A 22,889-nucleotide genomic window follows, 5' to 3' on the forward strand; every position below is an offset into this window, starting at 1 on the left:
GGGTTGGTGGCGAAAAAGGGCAACTCGTTTACATCGGTCCCCCGGCGCTGATCAGATTCGGTCACTCCAGACCACTGAGAGGACACCATGCGTTCTTCCGCCCGTCGGCTGCTCATGCCTGGCGCCGCGTTTCTCCTGGTCGTCGGTCTTGCCACTCCGACGACGGCCGGCGCCGAACCTCCCCCACCACTCCCCACCGCCGGCGGCACGGCCGCGGCTGGGGGGACACCTCTCGAGCTCACGCTCATCACCGGCGACAAGGTCACGGTCGCGCCTGGTCCCGGCCGAGCCGTGTCGGTGCAGGCCGTCGAGCGCGCTCCGCGGTCGACCGGACCGGTACGGGTCAGCGTCGAGAACGGCGACACGTTCGTCTACCCCGGCGTCGCGATGCCGTACCTGGCGACCGGGCAGCTCGACAAGCAACTGTTCAACGTCAGCGAGCTAGTGGCCCAGGGGTACGACAACGCCCGGAGCAAGGATCTCCCGCTGGTCGTCACCAGCTCGCCCGGCGTCGCCGCCAAGTCCGCGCGCCGCTCGGCGCTGCCGGGCACGACCACCACGCTCGACCTGCCGTCGGTCGACGGCGCGGCCGTCAAGGCCGAGAAGGCGGAAGCGCCCGCGCTCTGGTCGGCGCTGACCGGGCAGAGCGGTCTGCGGGCGAAGGCGAGCAGTCCCGCGGCGCCCTCGTTCGCGGCGGGGATCGGCAAGGTCTGGCTCGACAGCAAGGCACGGACGATGCTCGCGGACACCACCGCACAGATCGGCGCGCCCGAGGCGTGGGCAGCGGGCGAGACCGGCAAGGGCGTGCGGGTCGCGGTCCTGGACTCCGGCGTCGACCTGGGGCATCCGGACCTCGCACCGCGGATCGTGGCGACCAAGAGCTTCGTGGCCGGCGAGGACGTCGTTGACCGCAACGGTCATGGCACGCACACCGCGTCGACCGTCGCCGGTACCGGCGCGGCCTCGGACGGCAAGGAACGCGGCGTCGCACCGGACGCCGATCTCATCGTGGGCAAGGTGCTCGGCGACAGCGGCTCCGGCCCGATCTCCGGCATCATCGCCGGGATGGAGTGGGCGACGCGGACCGAGCACGCCAAGGTGATCAACATGAGCCTGGGTACGGCGGCCTGGCACACCCAGGACGATCCGCTGAGTCAGGCCGTGAACGAGCTGAGCGCCGAGACCGGTGCGCTGTTCGTGATCGCCGCGGGCAACTCGGGGAGCAGCCCGTACAGCGTCAGCTCACCGGGTACCGCGGACGCCGCCCTGACCGTTGGCGCGGTGGACGGTTCGGACCAGCTGGCCGACTTCTCCAGCGTCGGGCCGCGGCTGATGGACGACGGCCTCAAGCCCGATCTGACGGCACCCGGCGTCGACGTCCTGGCCGCGCGGTCGCAGTACACGAACGACGGCGGCGAGGGCTACTACCGGACCGACAGCGGTACGTCGATGGCGGCTCCGCACGTCGCCGGCGCGGCCGTCCTGCTCGCCGCGCAGCACCCGGACTGGACCGGGCAGCAGCTCAAGGACGCGCTGATGAGCACCAGCAAGCTGACGCCCGCGTACACGCCGTACCAGGCGGGGACCGGACGCGTCGACGTCGCGGCGGCCTCACTGCACGGCCAGGTGATCGCCAGCGGATCGGTTGACGCCGGGCTCGTCCCGTGGTCGCCGAAGCCGACCCGGACACCGGTCGAGCGGCAGATCAGCTACCGCAACACCACGGACAAGCCGCTCACGCTGCAGCTGTCCACCGACCACGCCGGGATCTTCCGTCTCGCCGCGACCCAGGTGACAGTGCCCGCCAACGGCACAGCCGCGGTCGGCTTCACGGCGGACCCGAACGGACTGGCTCCCGGCCAGTACGCCGCCCAGGTCATCGCGAGTTCTTCGACCGGCACCGTGCACACGGCCGTCGGGCTGGCCGTCGAGCCCAAGAAGTACAACCTCACCGTCCACCTGAAGGACCAGACCGGCAAGCCGGTCAGCGGCGAGGTCGAGGTCACCAGCGCGGACGGGAAATCCACCATGCTGTGGGCAACGGACGGCAAGCTCACCAGCCGCTGGGCGCCCGGCTCGTACACGATCGTCTCGACCCTGGACGTGCCCGGCAGCAACGGCCCGCACTCGCTCGGCCTGGCCTTCCTGACCGCGCCCGAGGTCGACCTCACCGCGGACCGGGACGTCGTCCTGGACGCGTCGCAGAGCCGTCCGATCAAGGTCGACACGCCCAAGCCGACGACGGTCACCACGAGCAGGTTCGACCTGTTCCGGTCCTTCACCTCGGCCCAACCGACCCCCGACGACAGGGCGGCGCTGCACGAGATCTTCATGCCGCCGCCGGACTACGACAGCTTCTGGGCGCTGCCGACGAAGAACAAGGTGCGCACCGGCAGCTTCGTGCTGACCACGCGGTTCCGGGCCGAGCAGACGCCGCTGACAATCAGCTACGACGGCCGCAGCCTCGACGACTCCTTGCTCGTTCAGCCCGGCTCCCCGGCGTTCCGCGCCGGCACGACGCACCTCACGGCCGTCTTCGCCGGCACCGGCACGCCCGCGGAGTACGCCGGTCTGGACGCGCGCGGCAAGGCTGTCGTCGTCCGCAACAGCATCGACGTACCGCCCGCGGATCGGGCCGCAGCAGCGCACGCTGCCGGCGCGGCCATGCTGCTCGTGGTCAACGACGGCATCGGCCGCTACAACGACTGGTACGGCGGAGCCGACGGTCAGACCCTCGGCTCGATCCCGACGGCGTCGCTCACACTCGACGACGGCGAGGCCATGATCAAGAAGCTCACCACCCGACGGACCGAGCTGACCGTCGCGGCCAACCCGGTGCCGTCGTACCTGTACGACCTGGTCGACTACCACCAGGGAAAGGTCCCGGACGACCCGTCCGCGGCCACGGACCCCGGCAGCCTCGCCAGGATCGAGAACGACTTCGCTCCCCCGAACGGGCAGCAGGTCCTGGAGAGCCGCGAGGACAGTCCGGCGTACGAGTACTTTCCGGCTGCCTTCCCGTACGCCGTCTTCGGGTCGATCCGGGTACCGCGGTTCCCGGCGAAGCCCGCGGTCGGGCACCGGACGGACTGGGTGTCGGCGGGCGCGAAATGGCAGCAGTACGCCGCGATCAACGGCTGGGCGACGTTCACGGACATCACCAGCTACCAGCCGGGCAGCGTGCAGAGCCAGCGGTGGTTCGGTCCGATCGTGCGGCCGCGGATGCTCGAGTTCGAGCTCCCGCACCGGGTCGGCAACGCGATGGGCGGCATGATCGCCGGGTTCGGTGACGGCGGGTCCGCGCACAGCGGCGATTCGATGATGACGCGCAGCTTCGCGCTGTACCAGGGCGACGAGAAACTGGTCGGGAACGGCCCGCGGCCGGACTTCGGCGTGGGCGACCTGGCTCCGGAGAAGCGGCCGTACCGGTTGGTGGCCGACACCGCCGGGAACGCCGAGCTGACGCCGTACTCGACAAGCACACACACCGAATGGACCTTCACGTCCGCGGAGGCAGAGAACCAGCCCCTGCCGCTGGCCCAGCTCGACTACGGCGTGGACGTCGACGCGGCCGGGCGGGCCAAGCGGAACTCGGTCTTCGCCGTCAAGCCGGTGGTGCTGGGCAGCAGTGGCCGGCAGGACGCGGTGGCCTCGGTCGGACTGGAGGTGTCGTACGACGATGGGGCGACCTGGCAACGACTCCAGCTGAAGGAGAGCAAGGGCAGCTGGGAGACCCGGCTGCAGGCGCCGCCGCGGGCCGGGCAGGTATCGGTTCGGGTCACCGCCAAGCAACGCAACGGCGGCGGCATCACCCAGACGATCATCCGGGCCTTCGGGCTTAGATAACGCCAGCGGGCGACCGGCCACCGCCGGTCGCCCGCACGTCCTCAAACGGCCGCGAGGACGCCAGACATAGGTCCAGCCCATGGCTCGTGATCCGTCACCGCACACCGGGTCGCGATTGAACGAATCATGCCCAGTCAGTCGACAGATGCGGCACGTCGGCTGGTTGCCGATCATCGATGGCAGGCTAGCCCCCTGCTCGATCATGGACTGCCACGCAGCGGGCGAGGAGAAACCGAGAGGGCCGTTCGATGGCACTACAGATCGCGCCAAGCATTCTGGCCGCCGACTTCGCGCGGCTCGCTGACGAGGCCGCGGCGGTGCCGAACGCCGATTGGCTGCACGTCGACGTGATGGACAACCACTTCGTACCGAATCTCACCCTCGGCATGCCGGTGGTCGAGGCCCTCGCGAAGGCGACCGACAAACCGCTCGACTGCCACCTGATGATCGAACATCCCGATCGCTGGGCCCCCGGGTACGCCGACGCCGGCGCGAGCAGCATCACCTTCCATATCGAGGCCTGCCGCGCGCCGATCCTTACAGCGCGCGAGATCCGCGCCAAGGGTGCCCGTGCCGCGATGGCGCTCAGGCCGGCCACACCGATCGAGCCGTACGAGGACATGCTCTCGGAGTTCGACATGATCCTGATCATGACCATCGAGCCTGGCTTCGGCGGCCAGCAGTTGCTCGACGCGTGCGTGCCCAAGATCCGCCGTACCCGCGAACTACTGGACAAGCACGGCCTCGACGTGTGGATCGAGATCGACGGCGGCGTCTCGGCGTACACCATCGAGCGGTGCGCCGAGGCAGGAGCGGACGTGTTCGTCGCCGGCTCCGCAGTCTTCAACGCGGATGACCCGAGCCTGGTGGTCGACAACCTCAGATCCCTGGCCGAACGAGCCAGAGCCTGAGCGTGGCCACCCCTCGCAGTTAAGAGGAAATTTCGGAGGAGAAGCAATGGATGCCGAGACCCTGCAGGCCTATGACACTGCCGCTGCGGCCTTTGCTGACGACTGGGACAGTCAGCCTGCTGGTACCGATTTGCAGGCTCTGGTACGGCGCTACTTCACGCCTGGTCCGACCGCCGACGTCGGCTGCGGGAGTGGGCGGGACGCCGCCTGGCTGACCGCGAACGGCTTCCCCACTGTTGGTTTCGAGCCGTCGAAGGGATTGCTCGCTGAGGCGAAACGCAGGCATCCGGACGTCGTCTTCAGGTCGGCAGCGCTACCTGAACTGAAAGATGTTGCCGACGGCACCTTCACCAACGTGCTCTGCGAAACCGTGATCATGCATCTCGAGCCGTCGGCCGTCGCGAACTCGGTGCGACGTCTGGTGGAGATCCTGCAGCCCGGTGGAACGCTGTACCTCACCTGGCGAGTGACTGAAGGTTCGGATCAGCGCGACGATGCCGGCCGCCTGTACGCCGTGGTCGAGCCGGATGTCGTCAGTGCCGCCCTGAACCCGGCGGAGTTGCTGCTGGAGGAAGAGGTAGTCAGCAGCAGTTCGGGTAAGACGATCCACCGCCTGATCGCGCGCAAAGACCACCCACACAGCTGATGGCGATCGAACAAGTCAGCGCATGGGAGGACATCTACCGAGCGCAAGACGTGTTCCTCCGGGCCTTCCGCTATCTGCATACGTACAAACCCGGCAACTTCGATGGATGGCTGTGCCGTATCACGACGAACCTGTTTCGCGATCGCCTCACCTCCGTACACCGCATCCGACTCGAAGCATTGCCCGACGATGCCCACGACACGTTGGCCTGCGGCGCGCCGTGCGACTAGAGGGTGCTGTCGTACGGCGAAGCGGTCGCGCGGGCGGAGGCCGGCTCTCGGCCGGGCGGCTGGGTCGGTCGGGGCAGCCACGGTTTGCGGTCCTTCAGTGGGCGCGTGACCGGTTCGCCGGCCGTTACCTCTACCTGCTCTCCGGCGTGCATCAAGGTCAGGCTTGCGTCCTGACCGTCGTGAACGGCATAGGTGACGTCCGACTGACGTACTTCGACCCGCAACCGCACTCCGCGCCAGCGAACGGAGAAGGTCAGTCCCGCCAAGCCATCCGGCAGAGCGGGATCGAAACACAGCATCCCTCCGCGCTCGCGCAGACCACCGAAGCCGGCCACCAACGCCGTCCAAGCACCGCCCAAGGACGCCATGTGCAGCCCACTGGCAGTGTTGTCATGCAGGTCGAGCAGATCGATCAGAGCTGCTTCGTAGGCGTAGTCATAGGCCAGGTCCAACTGTCTCACCTCGGCCGCCACCACAGCCTGCACGCTCGCAGACAAAGACGAATCGCGCACCGTCAGTCGTTCGTAGTAGTCGAAGTTCCGGGCCTTCTGCTCCGCACTGAACTCGTCCGTGCACCAGTACATCGCGAGAAGCAGATCGGCTTGCTTCACGACCTGTTTGCGGTACAGATCGAAGTACGGCGCATGCAGCAAGAGCGGGTACTTGTCCCGGGACCCTTCGAAGTCCCATTCGGCATACGCGGTGAAACCCGCTGCTTGCGGGTGCACGCCGAGCTCGTCGTCGTACGGAATGTAGACCGCGGCGGCTGCGTCACGCCAGGCCGCCTCTTCCTCCGGATCGACGCCGAGAGCGCGTGCCTTGGCGGGATGACGTGCGGCCATCTCGGCCGCGACCCGCAGGTTCCTGGCCGCCATCAGATTGGTAAAGACGTTGTCATCGGCAACTGCGCTGTACTCGTCAGGTCCGGTCATACCGGGCAGGTGCCACCGGCCGGTCCGGTCATGGTGGCCCAACGACTTCCAGAGGCGAGCCGTCTCGACCAGCAACTCGAGTCCGACGTCCTCGAGGAACCGATCGTCCCCGGTTGCGACGTAGTAGCGGTTCACGGCCTCCGCGATGTCGGCGTTGACATGGAATGCCGCAGTACCGGCCGGCCAGTACCCCGAGCACTCCTGACCACGAATCGTCCGCCACGGAAAAGCCGCGCCGCGCAGTCCGAGGACCTGGGCCCGTTCCTTGGCCAGCTCCAGCGTCGAGTGCCGCCACCGCAGTGCGTCGGCCGCGGCGTCGGGCATCGTCAAGGTCAGCACCGGCAGCACGAATCCCTCGGTGTCCCAGAAGGTGTGACCGTCGTAGCCGTTTCCGGTCAGCCCCTTGGACGGGATCGCCCGACCTTCCGCCCGAGCCCCCGATTGCAGGACGTGAAAGAGTGCGAACCGGACAGCCTGCTGCAGTTCGGCGTGCCCATGGACCTCAACGTCGGCCGTGTCCCAGAAGTCGTCAAGATAGTCCCGCTGCTGATCGACCAGCCCTTCCCATCCGGAGAACTGCGCACCGGCGAGAGCACCGCCGACCTGATCCGCGATGGCGGTCTCGGACCGAAGGCTGGACCAGCCGTACGCCAGCAGTTTCACCAGGCGCAGCGACTGCCCCGGCTGGAGCTCACTGATCACCGTGGTCCGGGCCCAGTCCTCCCGGACGTCGACATCGATGTCCGCCCGGCCAGGTATGTCGAACTGGTGGGTCATTCCGGCAGCCATCAGCAGCCCGCTCGACCTGGTTCGATGGACCAGTACCACGCCGTTGTCGTCGCTGTCGCACGACACCGCCTCCAACGGCCGATCGAGTACGGCGGCGACCCGCGGGTCAGCCGACAGCCGAGGCTGGGCCTCATTCGCGACCAGCTCGGACTGTACGACGAAGCGTGCGGGACCGTCCACGGGCTCGACCACGTACTCGACGGCGGCCACGGCTCGCTGAGTCAGTGAAACCAGTCGGCGGGACCGGACCCGGATCCGCTTGCCACCCGGAGAGGTCCAGTCGACGTCGCGCTGAAGGATGCCGGAGCGGAAGTCCAACGAGCGTTCGTGTCCGTGCAGCTCGCCATAGCGGATGTCGAACGGCCAGTCGTCGACCAGCAACCGGATCAGCTTGCCGTTGGTAACATCGACGAGAGTCTGGCCCGACTCCGGATAGCCGTATCCCCCCTCGGCATACGGCAATGGCCTGCGTTCGTAGAAGGAATTCAAGTAGGTACCCGGAATTCCGTACGGCTCACCCTCGTCCAGATTGCCGCGCAGCCCGATATGACCGTTGGACAAAGCGAACAGCGACTCCGACTGGGCGAGCGCACCCAAGGGCAATCCCGTCTCGCGGAGCCGCCACGGATCGATCGGATAGTAGCTCCGGTCAATCATCGTCGTTCACCTTTCCCGGGCACCTGTTCACCACGGAAACGCTAAGCAGGAAGGCGCTCTCACGCATCCGTCGGGTGACCAGTGCGTACGGCAGCTCGTATCCGTCGGATGACTGGTCTTGGCTGCGACGCTAACCAAAATGAACGTCCGGCGGATATTTTCGGGAAATGCCACGAGTGTCCGAGGAGTATCTCGAACAGCGACGACGCGAAGTTCTCGCCGCAGCACGCGTCTGCTTCATCCGGAAGGGTTTCCACGCCACCTCCATGCGCGAGGTGATCCGCGAAGCCGGGGTGTCGGCGGGCACGGTCTACCGCTATTTCCCGAAGAAGGAGGATCTGGTCATCACCATCGCCCAGGAGAACCTCTCGGTCGTCGCGGACACCATCGACTCGATGATGCGCCGAACGCCGCTGCCTCCGCTGGACCAGGTGATCGGCGAGGTCTTCGCCGTACTGCAGGACCACGACGACAAGACGGACATCGCCCGCCTGGCTCTGCAGGTCTGGGGCGAAGCCGCGCGCTCACCCGAGCTCGCAATCCGGGTGCAGGCCCAGCTTTCGTCGATCGCCGACGCTTTCACCCGGCTGATCCGCGGGTACCGCCACGAGCGGCGACTGCCGCCCAGCGTCTCTGCGGAGGCCGTAGCGGCCACGATGACAGCTCTGCTACCCGGATTCTTCTTGCAACGGCTCATGCTGGCGAACGTGTCGGCCCAGACCCTGCAGCGTGGGCTGCGCGCCGTGCTCGCGATCTCGCTCGCCGATCACACCTGATTGCCGCCGAACCAGACGATGACCGAGATCAACAGCGTCCTGGTGCAGTACGACGGGGACTGCCGCTAGCGAAGCACATCGATGACCGGAGCCATGGCCTCCATCCCCTCCTCGAGGACGGTGACGTACCCGAAACCGAAGCGCTCCTAATTCTGTCTCAGCTTGTCCGCAATCTGAACTGCGGTGCCGACGAGGAGGCCGGGCACCGCAGCCAAATCCTCCGGACTCAGCTCAGGCGCGAAGTGCGCCAGCTTCTCCAGCCCTGCCCGATAGTTGTCCGTGACAACGATCGCAGGAACGACGTTGTTGAACTCCACCACGTCACGGCGATCCCCGAGGGCGATACGAGCGAACTGGACCCGTTCCGCAACGGCGTCAGCACTGGCAAAGGTCGGCAGACCGCTGAGCTGATGCCTGGAGGTGCTGGCACCGTTGAAGCTGATGATGTCGGCTTCCCGGGCAGCGAGGCTCAGCAATCGGTTGCCTCGCCCTCCGATCATCAATGGCGGGCCGGGGTGTTGCACCGGATTCACCTGCCCGTGCGTGCCGAACAACCGGCGTAGCTCCGAGACCATCTGTTCCAGGGCTTCGACTCGCTCGGCCCCGCTGGCGTAGGCAATACCAGCCGCTTCGAACTCGGCCCGGGCGTGACCGGCTCCGAGTCCCAGCTCCAGCCGGCCGTCGGTGAACAGGTCGGTGCTGGCGATGTCACGCGCCGCCAGCGCGGGGCGGTAGAAGTTCGCGTTGAGCATGTAGGTCCCGAGACGGACCCGCTCGGTGGCTTCCGCGGCCAGTACGAGCGCCGGGAACGGAGCCGGCATGCCGAGATGGTCCCCGACGGAAATAGTGTCGTAGCCGAGCGCTTCGGCCCTCCTGCACTTGTCCACCCAGCGCCGCCTGGTCGCCGGGACGTGCAGAGCGACACCGAACCGGATGCTCATCGCGCCACCCTCGCGATCCTGACCGGGCCACCGTACGCGTCGATCACTTCGACCTCGAAGTCCGCCAGACTCCGCCGGATCTCCTCCGCGCCCTGCTGGGCGGCGGCATACTGCTCTTGTGTCGAGAAGGTGGTGATGGTGGCGACCGTCCGGTCTCCGGTGTCGACGGCCCGGAAGTCGACGATGCCGTCGGGCACCCCGACCGGCGATGACGACTCAGCGGAAACCTGACCCGGGATGCGGGCCGAGATCTGAGCGGCGAACTGGGACTCGACTCTGGTTATCAGGTCTTCGATGGCACCCTTGCCAACTCGGTAGCGTCGTATGTAGGCGTACACCTTGTCCTCATTTTCCGAGTAGTAGAGCGTTGCCTGAGGCAACAGATATCCTCAGCTGGCCGACGAAGGCCTCGAAACCCACGCCGAGCGTGGCGCTCACCTGGGCACTCCGATGGCCGAGCCAGGGCCCGGTATGCCGAACACGCGCCGGCGGAGTGCGTCCGCGAGCCTGATCGGGAGCCGGGGAATCATGCTCAAGCGGCGGCGGTTGCGACCGACCGTGTAATGCGCCCGGGGTCTCTGGTCCGTCAGGGCGTGCAGGATCACCGTCGCAACCGCTGACGGCGGGCTTCCAGCGACGTCCAGGGCGAGGAACCTGCTCGTCATCGTCTTGTAGGCGGCGCCGTAAAGGGCGCGGTCCGCGGCGGAGAAGTTCTCGACCGTGGCCTGCGCGGCCGCTGCAAGCTTCTCCCCGGCGTCGGTACGGATGCTGGCGGGGTCGACCAGGATGGTGCGAATCCCCCACGGCGCCAGCTCCTGCCGCAGAATATGGGTGAGCGCGGTGAGAGCGGCCTTGGGAACCACGATCGGACCGGTGAACGGCGGCACCGCCCGAACTCCGATGGACCCGATCATCACGACCCGGCCGCGCGCCTGGCGGAGGGCCGGGAGCAGAGCCTGGGTGACTGCGAGCTGGCCGATGGTGTTCACCTCCAGCTGATGACGGAGCTGGGCCGGCGCCATCAACTCGAGCGGCAGAGCCGTTCCACTGCCGGCGTTGTTGACCAGACCGTCCAACCCGGCCTCTCCGACTTCGCTGCGGATCTTGGCGACGGCTTCGGCGACCTGCTCCGCGTCACCGACATCCATGAAGACCGGGGTGATCCCGGGAGTCCGGGCCAGTGCGTGCGCATCGGATTCCTTGCGTACGGTCGCGAAGACACGGTGACCGTTCTCGGCAAGTAGTACTGCTGTGGCCCGCCCGATGCCCGACGAGGCCCCGGTGACGACACAGCTTTTCACGACTGCATTCCTTCCGGGGCATTCAGCAGGTGGTCCAGTTCGGCCAGTGCGGCGACCGCCTCTGTGATGCCCATCTCCGCCGTGAAGCGAATCGCATCGCGGACGTCGTCCACGCCGGCGATCTCGACCGCCAGCTGCACGTGACGCCGGAACGACGCGCCGAGCGAGTGCTGACTGACATGGGCGGTCAGCGCGACAAAAGCCCGCTCGCGCAGACTCAGCCGGGCTTCCGACCAAGCACGCTTCAGCCGGGAGTCGACGAACCCGGCCAGCCACGAGTCGCGCGCCGGTACCGTCACGCCTGACTGATCGTCTACCTGCCTGCTCCGGGCGGTGGTCCTCTCGATCCCCAGTTCATCGGCGATCGGCGCGATCGCACCGAGCGCGCCAGCTGCAGACGGGTAGCCCGAGTACACCGCCACGAACCGGATCAACGCCAGCATGTCGACGTACGGCACGCCGTGCATGTGCATTCCCATCACGTGCATCTTGAACGGCAGCCCGAAGCTGGCCCGGCAGATGTCGTGCGCGGTGACCTGCAGCAGCTTCTCCCTGGGCGTCGTGCCCGGCAGCCCGAAAGTCAGGTCGCCGGTCTGCAGGGCCATCTCCTCGAAGTCCGGGTCGATGAGAGCAAGCGGACTACTGGGAAGTTCAACCATCGGACTTGCCTTTCTCGTGGATGCCGCCGCGGCAACCGCGCACATGGGCCCACCCGATCAGGGTCGGACAGCCGCGCGGTTTCTGACAGCTCGCAGGCGCAGCCCTAGAGCGGCGAGGAGGATCGCGGCCAGGATGCCGAGCGTCAGCGGATCACTGGATCGGCCGCCGAGGTCACGATCCATCAGGTGGGACACGAAGTGGACGCTCGCCCCCGTGGAACCGCCGAGCAGTGCCACTACCAAGGCGTCACTCGACCAGAGGGCACCGAGCAACGCAACCCCGATGCCCAGCTGGAACGCGCCGAGATCGTGGAAGAGATGCAGGTTGAACGGGTCAAAGGTCGCGATGTGCCGGTGGAAACTCTCCGGCCAGAAGAACGACCACACTCCCGGCACCAGAAACGTCAAGGCCCCCACGACCACGGATCCGGTAACCACCGGCTGCCGGCGCTCCATATTTCTCCTCTCGTCGGGCGATGACCTCGGGACACGCGGCGCGCGGCCGGTGTGACATCTGGCCGGGCGTCAGACCGATCGGAGGGCCTTGATGCCGTCGCGGTAGGTCGGGTACGCGGGTGTCCAGCCGAGCAGATTCTTGGCCTTGGCGTTCGACACTCGCATCGTCGTGTCGGTGGCGAAGGAGGCGACGTACGGCGCGGCCAGCCGCATCACCCACCGCGGCACCTTGCGGGGCGGTGGGGCACCGAACTGCCGGGCCATAGTTGTGAACAGCTCCTCCCAGGTGGCGGGGAGGTCATCGACGATGTTGTAGGCGTTGCCGGCGTCGCCGTGCTCAAGCGCCGCCACAGTTGCCGCGGCCGCGTCGTCGTGATGAATCCAACCGAGTACGCCGCCGTTCGCGACCGGCAGCTTGCGCTTCGCCAGCACAGGGCGCATCTGGTCGGCGTCGCCGCCGTAGAACATGCCGTAACGCAAGGCGATGCCGATCGGCGCCGTGAAAGCCTGCTGCTCCGCGGAGACCATCGCCGCCAGATGCGCGTCTCCGGCGTTGCCGGCCGGACGACCGAACGGATCGTCCTCGGTGAGCAGCTTGTCTCCGTGGTCGCGGTAACCGTACCCGAGGATGATCGACTGGGTGACGAACACGGTGGCACCGAGGGTCTGGGCCGCGTCGAGCAGATGGGTGGTTCCTTCTGTGCGTAGCCGGTCGGTGGTCACCATCCCGGAGTGCCGCGTGGGCGCCGAGCTGAGCGCCGTCAACTCGTGGATGACCGCGTCGGCTGCCAGCCCGTCGACGGCACGCAGGAGCGCTTCGCGGTCGAGAGCGTCCGCGACAACGGGCTGCGCACCCAGCTCCGCGAGCGCCGAGGCTTTGCCGGGATGCCGGGTGAGACCCAGGACTTTGTGGCCACCGGCAACGAGTCGCCGGGTGATCCGGGTGCCGATCGCGCCGGTGGCGCCGGCGACCAGAACTTTCATGAACGTACCTCCGAGACGCAGTGCCGACCAGCCCGCGAGCTTTCGCCCGCGCCCGGACCGAACCGGACGATGAGACATGGCTGACGCTAGGCAGATGTCCTGCCTCCCCGAATCCGTCACCCGACCAGTTGGCGACTTCCCCGGTCATGTGACGGATGCACCGGCTCGGGCGATCTCTTAAGGTCGCAGCGTAGGGAGGAGCATCCATGTCGACACCGCGTCACGCCGTGCCCGAGCAGGTCGACCATGCCTGAACGCACAGCCGTCGTCGTCGGCGGCGGGATCGGTGGACTGGCCGCGGCGATCGGGCTAGGCCGGGCCGGCTGGGACGTACGCATCCTGGAGCGTTCACCTGCCCTGCGGGAACTCGGTGCCGGTTGGTCACAGGCTCCGAACGCGATGCGCGCCTTCGACACGCTGGGTGTGGGCGAGCAGGTCCGCACGTGCTCGGTGCCGAGCCAGGCAGGCGGAAATCTGCGAACGCCGTCCGGCCGATACCTGCTGCGGTTCGAGCCCGGTCGGGACACCCCACTCTGGGCCAACCATCGAGCGGAGCTGCAGCAGGTGCTCGTGCACAACCTGCCCGAGTCCTGCCTCCAGCTGGGCGCCGAGGTCGTCGACGTCGGTGAAGGCGACAACAATGTGGTGATCAGCTACAAGACTTCCAGCGGCACGATGCGCGAGACCGCGGATCTGGTGGTCGGTGCCGACGGCATCCACAGCACGATCCGCCGGCTGCTGTGGCCGGCGTCCGAGCCCGTGTTCCAGCAGGTCGTCTGCTGGCGGGGCGTCACGACGGCCGGCGCCGCACCGACGGTGGCGGGCTTCCAGACCTGGGGCCGCGGGGAACGGTTCGGTGCGCATCCTCTGCCAGGCAACCGGGTCTTCTGGTTCCACACCAGCCGGGAACATCGGCCCGGTCGGCGCTACGACGCCGATCTGGCGGAGGTACGGCGACGCGTGCGCGACTGGCACGACCCGATCCCCGCCCTGCTCGATGCGACACCGCCCGGCAAAGTACTGCGGCACGAAATCTTCGACCTCGACCCGCTTCCGACGTACGTGCACAGGAGGGTGGCTCTGCTGGGAGACGCCGCCCATGCCATGACGCCGTTCCTGGCCCAAGGCGCGTGCCAGGCGGTCGAGGATGCTGTTGTCCTCGCCGCTGAACTGGGATCCGATGCCGAGGTCCCGCAAGGATTGATCCGGTACGACGCCGCCCGTCGTCCACGGAGTCAGAAGATCGCTCACATGGCCCGCACAGATCCCAAGGTCAGCCTCGCCGCCTCGCGTGTCGTCTACGGGCTCAGCACCGCGGTCACGTCGCTGGCGTCCTCGGCCCTCCTCCAACGCAAGGCCGCCCGTCTCTGGGCCTGGACTCCCCCACCGTTGCCGGGCTACGGAAGGAGCAGGACATGACTGCCCCCGAGGCCGTCGTACGGCGGTACCTCGAGAGGTGAGACCTTTGCGTTTGGGTGAGCGGCCGCGGATCGGGCTGGTGGTCGCCGGGTTGGCGATCAGCACCACCATCGGCTACGGCGTTCTGTACTACGCCTTCAGCGCGCTGCTCGAACCGATGGGTCACGATCTGCGGATCAGCACGACGACCGCGACCGGCGCGCTCAGTGTCTCCGTGCTGGTGAGCGCGGTCATGGCTGTCCCGGTCGGGCGCAGGCTGGACCGGCACGGCGGTCGCGGTGTCATGACTGCCGGTTCGGCGTTGGCGATCGCGGCCGTGGTCGCCTGGTCGCAGGTACAGTCGGCCGCGCAGCTGTACGCCGTCTTCGTGCTCATCGGTGTCGCGTCGGCCATGGTTCTCTATCAGCCGGCCTTCGCCGTTGTCGTCGCGATCACTCCTCCAGCGAGGCGCAGCAACGCGCTGCTCAGCATCACCTTGGTGGCCGGGTTCGCGAACTCGATCTTCGTCCCGCTCACCGGTCAGCTCATCCACGCTGTCGGATGGCGCCGCTCACTGATCGCCCTGGCCGTCGTGGTCGCGATCACCCTCCCGCTGCACGGCGTCGTACTTCGCGGAACCAGCCCGGCAGCGCCCGCTGCTCGTATTCAGGGCACCCAATCACCAGCTCGTGTACTGCGGGACCCTGGCTTCTGGTTGATCACGACGGCGTTCGTGCTGCACAACGCGGCTTTGGCTGTGATCGCCGTACACCTGGTCAGCTATCTGACTCGGCTCGGTCATCCGCCCACTGTCGCCGCGGGCCTCACCGGGCTTCTCGGCGTACTGTCGGTCACCGGACGTGTCCTCACCACCATCGCCAAGAGATGGCTCCCCATCACACTCATCACCGCTGCCGTCATGACCCTGCAGGGCGTCGCGGTCGGCCTGCTCCCCTTCATCGGCCGGACCGTCGCCGGTGCCGCAACCAGCCTGATCCTGTTCGGCGTCGGCTTCGGAGTTGCCTCGGTCGCCACTCCGGCGATCCTGCTGGACCGTTACGGTGACAAGGGATACGCCACTATCTCCGGCATTCTTGCGACCCCGACGACCATCGGCCGCGCGTCAGCGCCGTTGGGTGCGGCCGCCCTCATCGGCACCGTCGGGTACCGGCCAGTCGTCCTCGGTGCCGCCGCCACCTGCCTTATCTCCGGAGCTGCCCTCGCCGTGGCCAGGTGGGCTGGAACTCCGTCAGGGTCGCGGTGGCCGCACCACTCCTGAGCAACGGGTCGGAAGCGACTGCCAGCTGGACCGACGTCGGGTCGCCGTCCAGGATCATCAGCCCTCCGGTCCGTGGCTTCAGGCGGCCCGCGATTCGCACCAATCCCTGCGCGAAGGGGCCGTCCGGATTCTCGTAGTGGTCGGTGAGCAGGTGATCGACCTGCTCCACGCTCTGGTACTGCAGCAACACCAGGAACATCTCAAGCCTCCAGCTTGGGGAGAACCTCGCGTCCGAAGACCTCCAACCACTGGTCCTGGTTACGGCCCACGTTGTGCAGGTAGATGCGGTTGAAGCCCGCGTCGACGTACCGCTGCAGCGACGCGCGGTGCAGATCCGGATCGGAGGAAACCACCATCCGCCCCTCGAAGTCCTCCGGTCTGACGAGCCGCGCCATCTGAGCGAAGTCGTACGGCGATCGGACGTCTGCCTTCGGGAACTTCATGCCTCCGTTCGGCCATTGGTCGATGGCGTTCAACCACGCCTCCTCGTCGGTCTCCGCCCACGACAGATGCACCTGCAGCAGCTTCGGCATCTCGTCAGGGTCCTTGCCGGCCTTCCGGGCTCCCTTGCCGAACTGCTCGAGGATGCCCGCCAGCTTCTCCAGCGATGCCGCGGGAGTGATCAGACCATCGGCCAGCTCGCCGCACTTGCGCGAGGTGTAAGGACCGGCCGACGCGACGTACACCGGCGGCGGTACGTCGGGAAACGTCCACAACCGGGTCGTGTGCAGCTTGAAGAACTCGCCGGCGTGCTTGACGTCCTTGCCGCTGAAGAGCTTGCGGATGACCTCGAGTGCCTCGAACATCCGCCGCACCCGTTCCGGCGCCTCCGGCCAGTACCCGCCGAAGACCGACTCGTTGAGCGCCTCGCCCGAGCCGATGCCGAGCCAGGTGCGCCCGGGATAGGTGGCTTCGAGCGTTGCCGCCGCCTGTGCCACCAGGGCCGGATGCATCCGGAAGGACGGACACGTGACGCCCGGCCCGAGATCGCCGGACGTGTTCTCGGCGAGCGAAGCCAGCACACTCCAAACGAACGACGCCTCGCCTTGTTGCGGGACCCAGCACTGAAAGTGATCGGCGGCCATCTGCCCGGAGAACCCGTGCTCCTCGGCCAACGCGGCCAGCCGGATCGACTCCCGCGGCGAGAACTGCTCCAGAGCAGCCGCCATGCCGACCTGGACGCCGGTCATGCGGCGGCCTCGGTGCTGGGGAAGGCCGGCATCACATGGCGAGCGAAGAGCCGCATCTGCTCGATCAGCTCGTCCACGGTGTTGCCGACGAACAGGCTGGCGCAGAAGTGGTCGAGACCTGCCTGCTCGTACGCTTGGACCTTCGCGCACACCTCGTCCGGCGTACCGATCAGGTTCGCGTCGAAGTACGCGTCCAGGTCGACGCCCTTGGTCATCGTTGTCTGCAACGACCTGCGGAACAGGTCGAACGCGGATCGCTCGAACCGATCGCGCACCTGCTCCTTGGTGTCGCCGAGGCACACCACCGATTGCAGAGCGGTGGCGATCTTCGACGGATCACGGCCGGCTGCCTTCGCGTAGGCCTCGACCTTCGCCCGGCCGGACCGGATCTTGTCCGGCCCGAGCTTGGCCGGCAGCCACCCGTCACACAACTCCCCCGCCCGCCGGAAGGACCCCTCGACATTGCCGCCGGAATAGATCGGCAGCGGCGACTGCACCGGCTTCGGGTACGACTCGACGTTCTCGAAATGCCGGTACTTGCCCCGGTAGCTGGAGTACCGGTCTTCCCACAGCACGCGGAGCGCCTCGATGCCCTCGGCCGCCAACTGTGCTCTCGACGCCTCGGCCAGGTCGGGCGCCACGCCTTCGAACTCGTCGCGGTATCCACCGACCGCCACACCGAGGATGACCCGCCCGTCGCTCAGCTGGTCGAGACTCGCGACCTGCTTGGCCAACAGCACAGGATCCCGCATCGGCAGCACCATGATGCCCGTCGTCAGCCGGATCACCGACGTACGCGCTGCGATGTTGGACAACGCGATCAGCGGCTCGAAGAAGTTCGGCGGCTCGGTCCACGCATCGCGGATGAACTGCATCGTGCTCAGGTGATCGTTCCCCCCGACGTCGTAGTAGCCCAGTTGCTCGGCCTCGACCGCCACCCGGATGACGTCCTGGGCAGTCGCGAAGGGCGTCGGGTACATCATTCCGGCCAGGCAGGTGGGAGCCTCGACTCCGAACTTCATCAGTTGCCCCTTTCAACAATCGACGGACCGCTGGACCATCCTGCGACGGTAGGTACCGGCGACTGCGGAGCGCATCCGTCAGGTGACCGGTCGGCGGGGCGGACACGGTAGAATTACGGGCCATGTTGTACGGCAGGAAGCCGGAGCGACTACGGATCGAGCACCTGGTCGGGAACCTGATGGACGCAGACCCCGGCCTCTTGGTGATTCGCGGCGAGGCCGGGTCCGGCAAGTCCGCTCTGCTCGACTACGCTGCCGACTACGGAGCCGGGGATGTTCAGGTGCTCCGTGGGTACGGCGTACAGAGCGAGGTCGAACTGCCCTTCGCCGCGCTGCATCAGCTGGTCCGCCCGTTGCTGAATCGCACGGATGACCTCCCTGCACCACAGGCTGCTGCGCTGAGCAGTGCATTCGGGACGGCGCCCGCGGGCCAGGTTGATCGGATGCTGGTGGGACTCGGTGCGCTGACGCTGCTGTCCGAAGCCGCCGAGGAGCGTCCACTACTGTGTCTGATCGACGACGCCCACTGGCTCGATGAGCCGTCCGTCGACACGCTGCGATTCATCGCCGGCCGGTTGCTGGCCGAGAGGATCGGGATGCTGTTCGCCGTCCGGGACGGCGAGACCACCCTCTTCCCGGGCGCTCCCGAAATCAGGCTGGTGGGCCTCGACAGAGCCGCCGCGACCGCGTTGCTGGCCAACGCGCATCCCGATCTGACCGGCGATCTGGTGCAGAAGCTGATCGAGCAGACCTCGGCGAATCCGCTGGCGTTGCGAGAGCTGCCGACTGCATTGTCGGCTGCACAGCGGGCCGGACTCGAGCCGCTCATCGGTCCACTACCGCTGCCGGAGCGCGTGCAGCAGATCTATGCAGCGCAACTGGAAACTCTGCCGTCCGAGACCAGGGCTCTGCTACTGCTGAGCGCGGCCGAGGAAACCGGTGACCTCTCGGTGGTACTGCGAGCCGCCGAAGCCCGCGGATTGGAGCCGGCTGCGTTACTGCCCGCCGAGGCAGCTGGAGTAATCGGCATCGAGGAGTCCGTGACCGGCCGACGGATCGTCTTCCGCCATCCGCTGCTACGGGCGGCGGCGTACCGCACGGGCTCGGTGGGCGACCGGATCGATGCCCACCGCGACCTCGCGCAGGTTCTCGACCCGGACCTCGACGCCGATCGGCGGGCGTGGCATCTGGCCGCGGCCGCCACTGCTCCCGACGACGTGATCGCAGCCGATCTGGAACGCTGTGGGCGGCAGGCGTTGCGACGTGGCGGTCCGGCGACCGCAGCCACCGCGTTCGAGAAGGCTGCCTGGTTGAGCACATCGATCGGCGAACGCGCGCGTCGCCTGTCCGCGGCCGCGCAGGCAGCCAACACGGCCGGGTATCCCGCACGGGCCGAACGACTGGTCGAACGATCCGACCAGCTGACCGGCGACCTCCTGGTACGGGCCCGTAACCGCCACCTACGAGCGAACATGGCGTTCGACCGCGGCTCACCCGCGACAACCCACCGGCTGCTGATGACGGATATCGATCAGGTCGCCGCGGCCGACCCAGAGCTCGCGGCCGAGCTGCTGGTCGACGCAGTGAAGAACGCCTGGTTCGCCAACGACCAGGACTGGTCGCGTGAGGTGCTCCGCGCGCTCGACGAGTTGACTCTGCCGCCGGACAGCCCGCACCGGTCGGCGGTCCGGGTGGTGCTCGACCTCGCGGACCGGCACCGGGTGCTGACTGGAAGCCAGCCGCTCGGCCGTGAGGATTTCAGCGACGAGGCCGGTCACGACCACGATCGATCGCCGGTGGAGCTGGTACTTCGGGCGGCGGCAGACCTCTCGCTTGCCGACGACGAGGCCGCGCTCGCCGCTGCCGAGACCGCCGTACGCGTCTGCCGGACGGGCGGCCGTCCCGCTCTGCTCGTGCTGTCACTGCAGATCTTGGCCAGCGTGGAAATGCTGACCGGCCGCTACCGGTACGCCCGGGCGAACGCGACCGAGGGCCTGGAGCTGTCGACCATGCTCGGCCAACAGAACCGGTGTTGTCACTTCGAGGCCCTGCTCGCCTGGCTCGACGCCGTGGCCGGAAACGAGGAGCCCTGCCGCCGGCTCGCGGCCAGTGCATTGGGCCACGCCGAAGTCCACCGCGTAACACCAGTGGTCGCGATCGGTCACTGGGCCCTCTGCCTGCTCGATCTCGGTCTCGGGCGCCCCGGTGAGACGGTGGAGCAATGGACGTTCCGCGACCACAGCGCCTCGGAGCACCCGCTGATAGCGATGCTCCGGACACCCGATCTGATCGAGGCCGCAGCGCGGGCCGGCCGCTGCGAACTGGTGCGCGACCGCGGTGCCCAGTTGACTGCCTGGGCGACCGACAGCAATCGGCCCGCGGCGCGTGCGATCGACCTGCGCTGCCGGGCACTGCTCGAGAGCGACGACATCGCCGCGGGCGTCCTGTACCGGCAGGCGCTGGATCTCCACGACGAAGCGGCGCGTTCGGGACAACCCAGACCGTTCGACCGAGCACGCACGCAGCTGCTGTACGGCGAATGGCTCCGGCGGCAACGTCGCCGTACCGAGGCCAGGGTTCCGTTGCGGGCCGCCGCCGACACGTTCGACCAGCTCGGTGCCCGGCCGTGGAGTGAACGAGCCGTCGGCGAACTCCGCGCCGCCGGGATCGCCGGTCGCACAGCTCAGCCGCCGCCGCTCGCCGACCTCACCCCGCAGGAGTTGCAGGTGGTCCGGCTGGCTCGCGACGGTGCGAGCAACCGCGAGATCGGCGCACAGCTCTACCTCAGTCCTCGCACGGTCGGCTACCACCTGCAGAAAGTCTTCCGGAAGCTGTCGATCCGATCGCGGGTCGAGCTCGCGCACCTACCGATCGACCAGGGACCCGGCAGCCCCGCCTGACCGCGCTTGATCCCACACGCTGACGGACTGGTTGATCGACGGATGCGGCAGTGCTTGCTTTAGGCAAGGATGCCGGCATGATGCCACGTCTCCGACCGGACCGAGTCGCAAGCACAACCGCACGCACGGCCGCGGCAGCGGAGCAGACGGTTCCAGCAGGCATCCTCGTGGTACTGCTCACCGGCTCCTTCATGGCAGCGTTCGACTTCTTCGTCGTGAACGTCGCGGCGCCGTCGATCCAGCGGGATCTGTCCACGGGCGAAGCCGAGCTGGAGTTGGTCGTCGGCGGCTACGCCTTCGCCTACGCCTCGGCCTTGGTGCTGGGTGGCCGGCTCGGCGACCTCTTCGGGCACCGGCGCTTGTTCGTCACCGGCGTGATCGCCTTCACCGTCGCCTCTGCCCTGTGCGGCCTAGCACTGACGCCGCCGGAGCTGATTGCCGCACGACTCGGTCAGGGACTCGCGGCTGCGATGATGCTGCCGCAGGTGCTCGCCACGATCTCCGCCGAGTCCGCGGGAGCAGGCCGGGCGAGGGCAATGGCCTGGTACGGCGTGGCTGCCGGGACCGGATCGATCGCCGGACAAGTGCTCGGCGGACTCCTGGTCACCGCGGACGTCGCCGGGCTGGGATGGCGACTGATCTTTCTGGTCAATGTGCCCGTTGGGTTGATCGGCGCGATCGCCGCATTGCGCGTTCTTCCCAAGCGGCCGTCGAACAGGTCCGGGCGTCAGGCGAAACTCGACCCGCTCGGAGCGCTGGGTCTCGCGCTCGGGCTCGCCCTGCTGTTGATCCCACTCAGCGTCGGTCGGACGGCCGGCTGGCCGCTGTGGACGTGGGGCTCGATGGCCGCCGCGCTGGTCGTCCTCGCTCTCACGATGTGGTGGCAACGAGTCCTGCACGTCCGCGGTGGCCAGCCGGTGATCGACCCCGCGCTGCTGCGTGCGCGCTCGTTCCGGACCGGGCTCCTGTCGAACCTTGCCTTCATGCTGTTCTTCGGCAGCTACATGTTCACGCTCGCATTGTTACTACAGGCCGGACTGGGTCTCGACGCATTCGAGGCCGGCCTCGCCTTCGCACCGGCCGGCGTCACGTTCTCGGTGAGTGCACTCCTCGCGCCCCGGCTCGTCGCCCGGCACGGGCGTGCCGTCGTCGTCTGGGGATGCCTCCTCGCCGCGGCCGGCCTCACCGCACTCGCAGCGCTGGTAGGAAGCGGTGGCAGCAACTCGTCGGTGGCGGCGATCGTTCTCATCGCTGCGCTGATCAGCCTCGGCAACGGGCTGGTGCTGCCCTCACTTGTCGGGGCTGCGCTGCTCGACGTACCGCCATCGCACGCCGGGGCCGCCGCAGGCGCCCTGACCACGACGCAACAGTTCGCGAGCGCCGCCGGCGTGGCCGCTATCGGTACGGTCTACTTCAGTGCATCCACGTCCGGCCCCGGCGCCGCGATGGCCTGGACCGCATCAATCAACGCCGCGCTGGTCCTTGCCGTCGCGGCGGCCGTCATCCACGGCACCCGCAGCGCGTAGCGGACGTACATCTGCCGGCCGGCTTTGTCAGATCTGGCCGGGCGGTCCGTCCGAGAGGGGCAACTGCTCCTCCTCGGAGCGCAGATGGTCGTCGAGTAAACCAGCCAGGGCTGCGAGCGCCTCGGGGAGGTCGGTAACGTCCGCATGCCGGATCCGTGCCAGCTGGACCACGATGAGCCGGTGGCTGCTGATCAATCGGTCCACGGCGTCCGGGCGCAACGCCGAATAGAGGTGGACGTCTTTCGCCTCATGCTGGACGAGGAAGGTGTCGCAGAAGTTGTGGGACGAGGCGCGGAGGTCGCCGGCGCGGCCAGGGTTCGTCCGTACGGAGTCGGCCAGGAGCCGGAGCCTGGCGAGGTCATCCCGCAGGGACTCGTTCACGGAACGCAGCGCCGCTGCCGACATGCCGGATGAGATCGCGATCACCTCGCAGCCAGGGATGTGTT

19 protein-coding genes are annotated in these 22,889 nt (G+C 67.8%); 9 read left to right on the forward strand and 10 right to left on the reverse strand.

Annotation, left to right across the window (positions count from 1 at the left end; all coding sequences use genetic code 11):
* Positions 1-87: 87 nt before the first annotated feature.
* The 4 genes from AB0J62_RS13315 (at position 88) to AB0J62_RS13330 (ending at position 5,633) form a co-directional block, all read left to right on the forward strand.
* A complete protein-coding gene (locus AB0J62_RS13315) occupies positions 88-3,846 on the forward strand; it encodes a S8 family serine peptidase (RefSeq protein ID WP_363868701.1) in 3,759 nt (1,252 codons plus the stop codon).
* 248 nt (positions 3,847-4,094) lie between these two features.
* Complete coding sequence (gene rpe / locus AB0J62_RS13320) at positions 4,095-4,757, forward strand: ribulose-phosphate 3-epimerase (RefSeq protein ID WP_363868705.1); 663 nt, start codon at positions 4,095-4,097, stop codon at positions 4,755-4,757.
* A 46-nt stretch (positions 4,758-4,803) separates the two neighbouring features.
* Positions 4,804-5,403 (forward strand): class I SAM-dependent methyltransferase, encoded by a 600-nt coding sequence (locus tag AB0J62_RS13325; protein WP_363868708.1) that lies wholly within the window; start codon positions 4,804-4,806, stop codon positions 5,401-5,403.
* Entirely contained in the window at positions 5,403-5,633 is a 231-nt protein-coding gene (locus AB0J62_RS13330) for a sigma factor (protein ID WP_363868711.1), read from the forward strand. The genes AB0J62_RS13325 and AB0J62_RS13330 overlap by 1 nt, the downstream gene beginning before the upstream one ends.
* Here AB0J62_RS13330 and AB0J62_RS13335 read toward each other — a convergent pair.
* Entirely contained in the window at positions 5,630-8,011 is a 2,382-nt protein-coding gene (locus AB0J62_RS13335; protein ID WP_363868714.1) for a glycoside hydrolase family 65 protein, read from the reverse strand. The genes AB0J62_RS13330 and AB0J62_RS13335 overlap by 4 nt on opposite strands.
* 167 nt (positions 8,012-8,178) lie before the next feature.
* On the opposite strand from AB0J62_RS13335, the gene AB0J62_RS13340 reads away from it, so the two are divergent.
* Positions 8,179-8,787: a TetR/AcrR family transcriptional regulator gene (locus tag AB0J62_RS13340; RefSeq protein ID WP_363868717.1), complete on the forward strand. Its 609-nt coding sequence runs from the start codon at positions 8,179-8,181 to the stop codon at positions 8,785-8,787.
* A 146-nt stretch (positions 8,788-8,933) separates the two neighbouring features.
* Here AB0J62_RS13340 and AB0J62_RS13345 read toward each other — a convergent pair whose 3' ends face one another.
* From AB0J62_RS13345 to AB0J62_RS13370, 6 genes are all read right to left on the reverse strand, one after another.
* Positions 8,934-9,728, reverse strand: a complete 795-nt coding sequence (locus AB0J62_RS13345) for a TIGR03621 family F420-dependent LLM class oxidoreductase (RefSeq protein ID WP_363868720.1) — start codon at positions 9,726-9,728, stop codon at positions 8,934-8,936.
* Positions 9,725-10,108: a hypothetical protein gene (locus AB0J62_RS13350; protein WP_363868723.1), complete on the reverse strand. Its 384-nt coding sequence runs from the start codon at positions 10,106-10,108 to the stop codon at positions 9,725-9,727. Before AB0J62_RS13350 ends, AB0J62_RS13345 begins: the two co-directional genes overlap by 4 nt.
* A gap of 54 nt (positions 10,109-10,162) precedes the next feature.
* Positions 10,163-11,029 carry an SDR family NAD(P)-dependent oxidoreductase gene (locus AB0J62_RS13355; protein WP_363868726.1) on the reverse strand — a complete coding sequence of 289 codons (867 nt, stop codon included), beginning with the start codon at positions 11,027-11,029 and terminating at the stop codon, positions 10,163-10,165.
* A complete protein-coding gene (locus tag AB0J62_RS13360) occupies positions 11,026-11,688 on the reverse strand; it encodes a hypothetical protein (protein WP_363868729.1) in 663 nt (220 codons plus the stop codon). The genes AB0J62_RS13355 and AB0J62_RS13360 overlap by 4 nt, the downstream gene beginning before the upstream one ends.
* 57 nt (positions 11,689-11,745) lie before the next feature.
* Entirely contained in the window at positions 11,746-12,144 is a 399-nt protein-coding gene (locus AB0J62_RS13365) for a hypothetical protein (RefSeq protein WP_363868732.1), read from the reverse strand.
* A gap of 69 nt (positions 12,145-12,213) precedes the next feature.
* Complete coding sequence (locus AB0J62_RS13370; protein WP_363868735.1) at positions 12,214-13,128, reverse strand: NAD(P)-dependent oxidoreductase; 915 nt, start codon at positions 13,126-13,128, stop codon at positions 12,214-12,216.
* A 246-nt stretch (positions 13,129-13,374) separates the two neighbouring features.
* Between AB0J62_RS13370 and AB0J62_RS13375 the strand changes: the two genes are divergently transcribed.
* Together AB0J62_RS13375 and AB0J62_RS13380 are read left to right on the forward strand one after the other, a co-directional pair.
* Positions 13,375-14,547: an FAD-dependent monooxygenase gene (locus AB0J62_RS13375; protein ID WP_363868738.1), complete on the forward strand. Its 1,173-nt coding sequence runs from the start codon at positions 13,375-13,377 to the stop codon at positions 14,545-14,547.
* Between the two features lie 37 nt (positions 14,548-14,584).
* Positions 14,585-15,805 carry an MFS transporter gene (locus AB0J62_RS13380; RefSeq protein WP_363868741.1) on the forward strand — a complete coding sequence of 407 codons (1,221 nt, stop codon included), beginning with the start codon at positions 14,585-14,587 and terminating at the stop codon, positions 15,803-15,805.
* A 200-nt stretch (positions 15,806-16,005) separates the two neighbouring features.
* Here AB0J62_RS13380 and AB0J62_RS13385 read toward each other — a convergent pair whose 3' ends face one another.
* Together AB0J62_RS13385 and AB0J62_RS13390 are read right to left on the reverse strand one after the other, a co-directional pair.
* Positions 16,006-16,995, reverse strand: coding sequence for a TIGR03557 family F420-dependent LLM class oxidoreductase (locus AB0J62_RS13385; protein ID WP_363868744.1), 990 nt, complete (start codon positions 16,993-16,995; stop codon positions 16,006-16,008).
* Complete coding sequence (locus AB0J62_RS13390; protein WP_363868747.1) at positions 16,992-18,017, reverse strand: LLM class flavin-dependent oxidoreductase; 1,026 nt, start codon at positions 18,015-18,017, stop codon at positions 16,992-16,994. The genes AB0J62_RS13385 and AB0J62_RS13390 overlap by 4 nt, the downstream gene beginning before the upstream one ends.
* A 122-nt stretch (positions 18,018-18,139) precedes the next feature.
* Here AB0J62_RS13390 and AB0J62_RS13395 point away from each other — a divergent pair, with 122 nt between their 5' ends.
* Both AB0J62_RS13395 and AB0J62_RS13400 read left to right on the forward strand, forming a co-directional pair.
* Complete coding sequence (locus AB0J62_RS13395) at positions 18,140-20,917, forward strand: AAA family ATPase (protein ID WP_363868750.1); 2,778 nt, start codon at positions 18,140-18,142, stop codon at positions 20,915-20,917.
* A 77-nt stretch (positions 20,918-20,994) separates the two neighbouring features.
* A complete protein-coding gene (locus tag AB0J62_RS13400; RefSeq protein WP_363868753.1) occupies positions 20,995-22,443 on the forward strand; it encodes an MFS transporter in 1,449 nt (482 codons plus the stop codon).
* A 27-nt stretch (positions 22,444-22,470) separates the two neighbouring features.
* On the opposite strand, the gene AB0J62_RS13405 is transcribed toward AB0J62_RS13400, so the two are convergent.
* The gene (locus AB0J62_RS13405) at positions 22,471-22,869 is read right to left on the reverse strand and encodes a hemerythrin domain-containing protein (RefSeq protein ID WP_363868756.1); all 399 of its coding nucleotides are present in this window, start codon (positions 22,867-22,869) and stop codon (positions 22,471-22,473) included.
* Positions 22,870-22,889: the final 20 nt, after the last annotated feature.

Source organism: Kribbella sp. NPDC049584, assembly GCF_040675555.1.
Lineage (GTDB): Bacteria > Actinomycetota > Actinomycetes > Propionibacteriales > Kribbellaceae > Kribbella.

Coding starts and splice junctions, on each gene's coding strand:
- AB0J62_RS13315 (WP_363868701.1), top strand. CDS start 88: ATGCGTTCTTCCGCCCGTCGGCTGCTCATGCCTGGCGCCGCGTTTCTC.
- rpe (WP_363868705.1), top strand. CDS start 4,095: ATGGCACTACAGATCGCGCCAAGCATTCTGGCCGCCGACTTCGCGCGG.
- AB0J62_RS13325 (WP_363868708.1), top strand. CDS start 4,804: ATGGATGCCGAGACCCTGCAGGCCTATGACACTGCCGCTGCGGCCTTT.
- AB0J62_RS13330 (WP_363868711.1), top strand. CDS start 5,403: ATGGCGATCGAACAAGTCAGCGCATGGGAGGACATCTACCGAGCGCAA.
- AB0J62_RS13335 (WP_363868714.1), bottom strand. CDS start 8,011: ATGATTGACCGGAGCTACTATCCGATCGATCCGTGGCGGCTCCGCGAG.
- AB0J62_RS13340 (WP_363868717.1), top strand. CDS start 8,179: ATGCCACGAGTGTCCGAGGAGTATCTCGAACAGCGACGACGCGAAGTT.
- AB0J62_RS13345 (WP_363868720.1), bottom strand. CDS start 9,728: ATGAGCATCCGGTTCGGTGTCGCTCTGCACGTCCCGGCGACCAGGCGG.
- AB0J62_RS13360 (WP_363868729.1), bottom strand. CDS start 11,688: ATGGTTGAACTTCCCAGTAGTCCGCTTGCTCTCATCGACCCGGACTTC.
- AB0J62_RS13365 (WP_363868732.1), bottom strand. CDS start 12,144: ATGGAGCGCCGGCAGCCGGTGGTTACCGGATCCGTGGTCGTGGGGGCC.
- AB0J62_RS13370 (WP_363868735.1), bottom strand. CDS start 13,128: ATGAAAGTTCTGGTCGCCGGCGCCACCGGCGCGATCGGCACCCGGATC.
- AB0J62_RS13375 (WP_363868738.1), top strand. CDS start 13,375: ATGCCTGAACGCACAGCCGTCGTCGTCGGCGGCGGGATCGGTGGACTG.
- AB0J62_RS13385 (WP_363868744.1), bottom strand. CDS start 16,995: ATGACCGGCGTCCAGGTCGGCATGGCGGCTGCTCTGGAGCAGTTCTCG.
- AB0J62_RS13390 (WP_363868747.1), bottom strand. CDS start 18,017: ATGAAGTTCGGAGTCGAGGCTCCCACCTGCCTGGCCGGAATGATGTAC.
- AB0J62_RS13395 (WP_363868750.1), top strand. CDS start 18,140: ATGTTGTACGGCAGGAAGCCGGAGCGACTACGGATCGAGCACCTGGTC.
- AB0J62_RS13400 (WP_363868753.1), top strand. CDS start 20,995: ATGATGCCACGTCTCCGACCGGACCGAGTCGCAAGCACAACCGCACGC.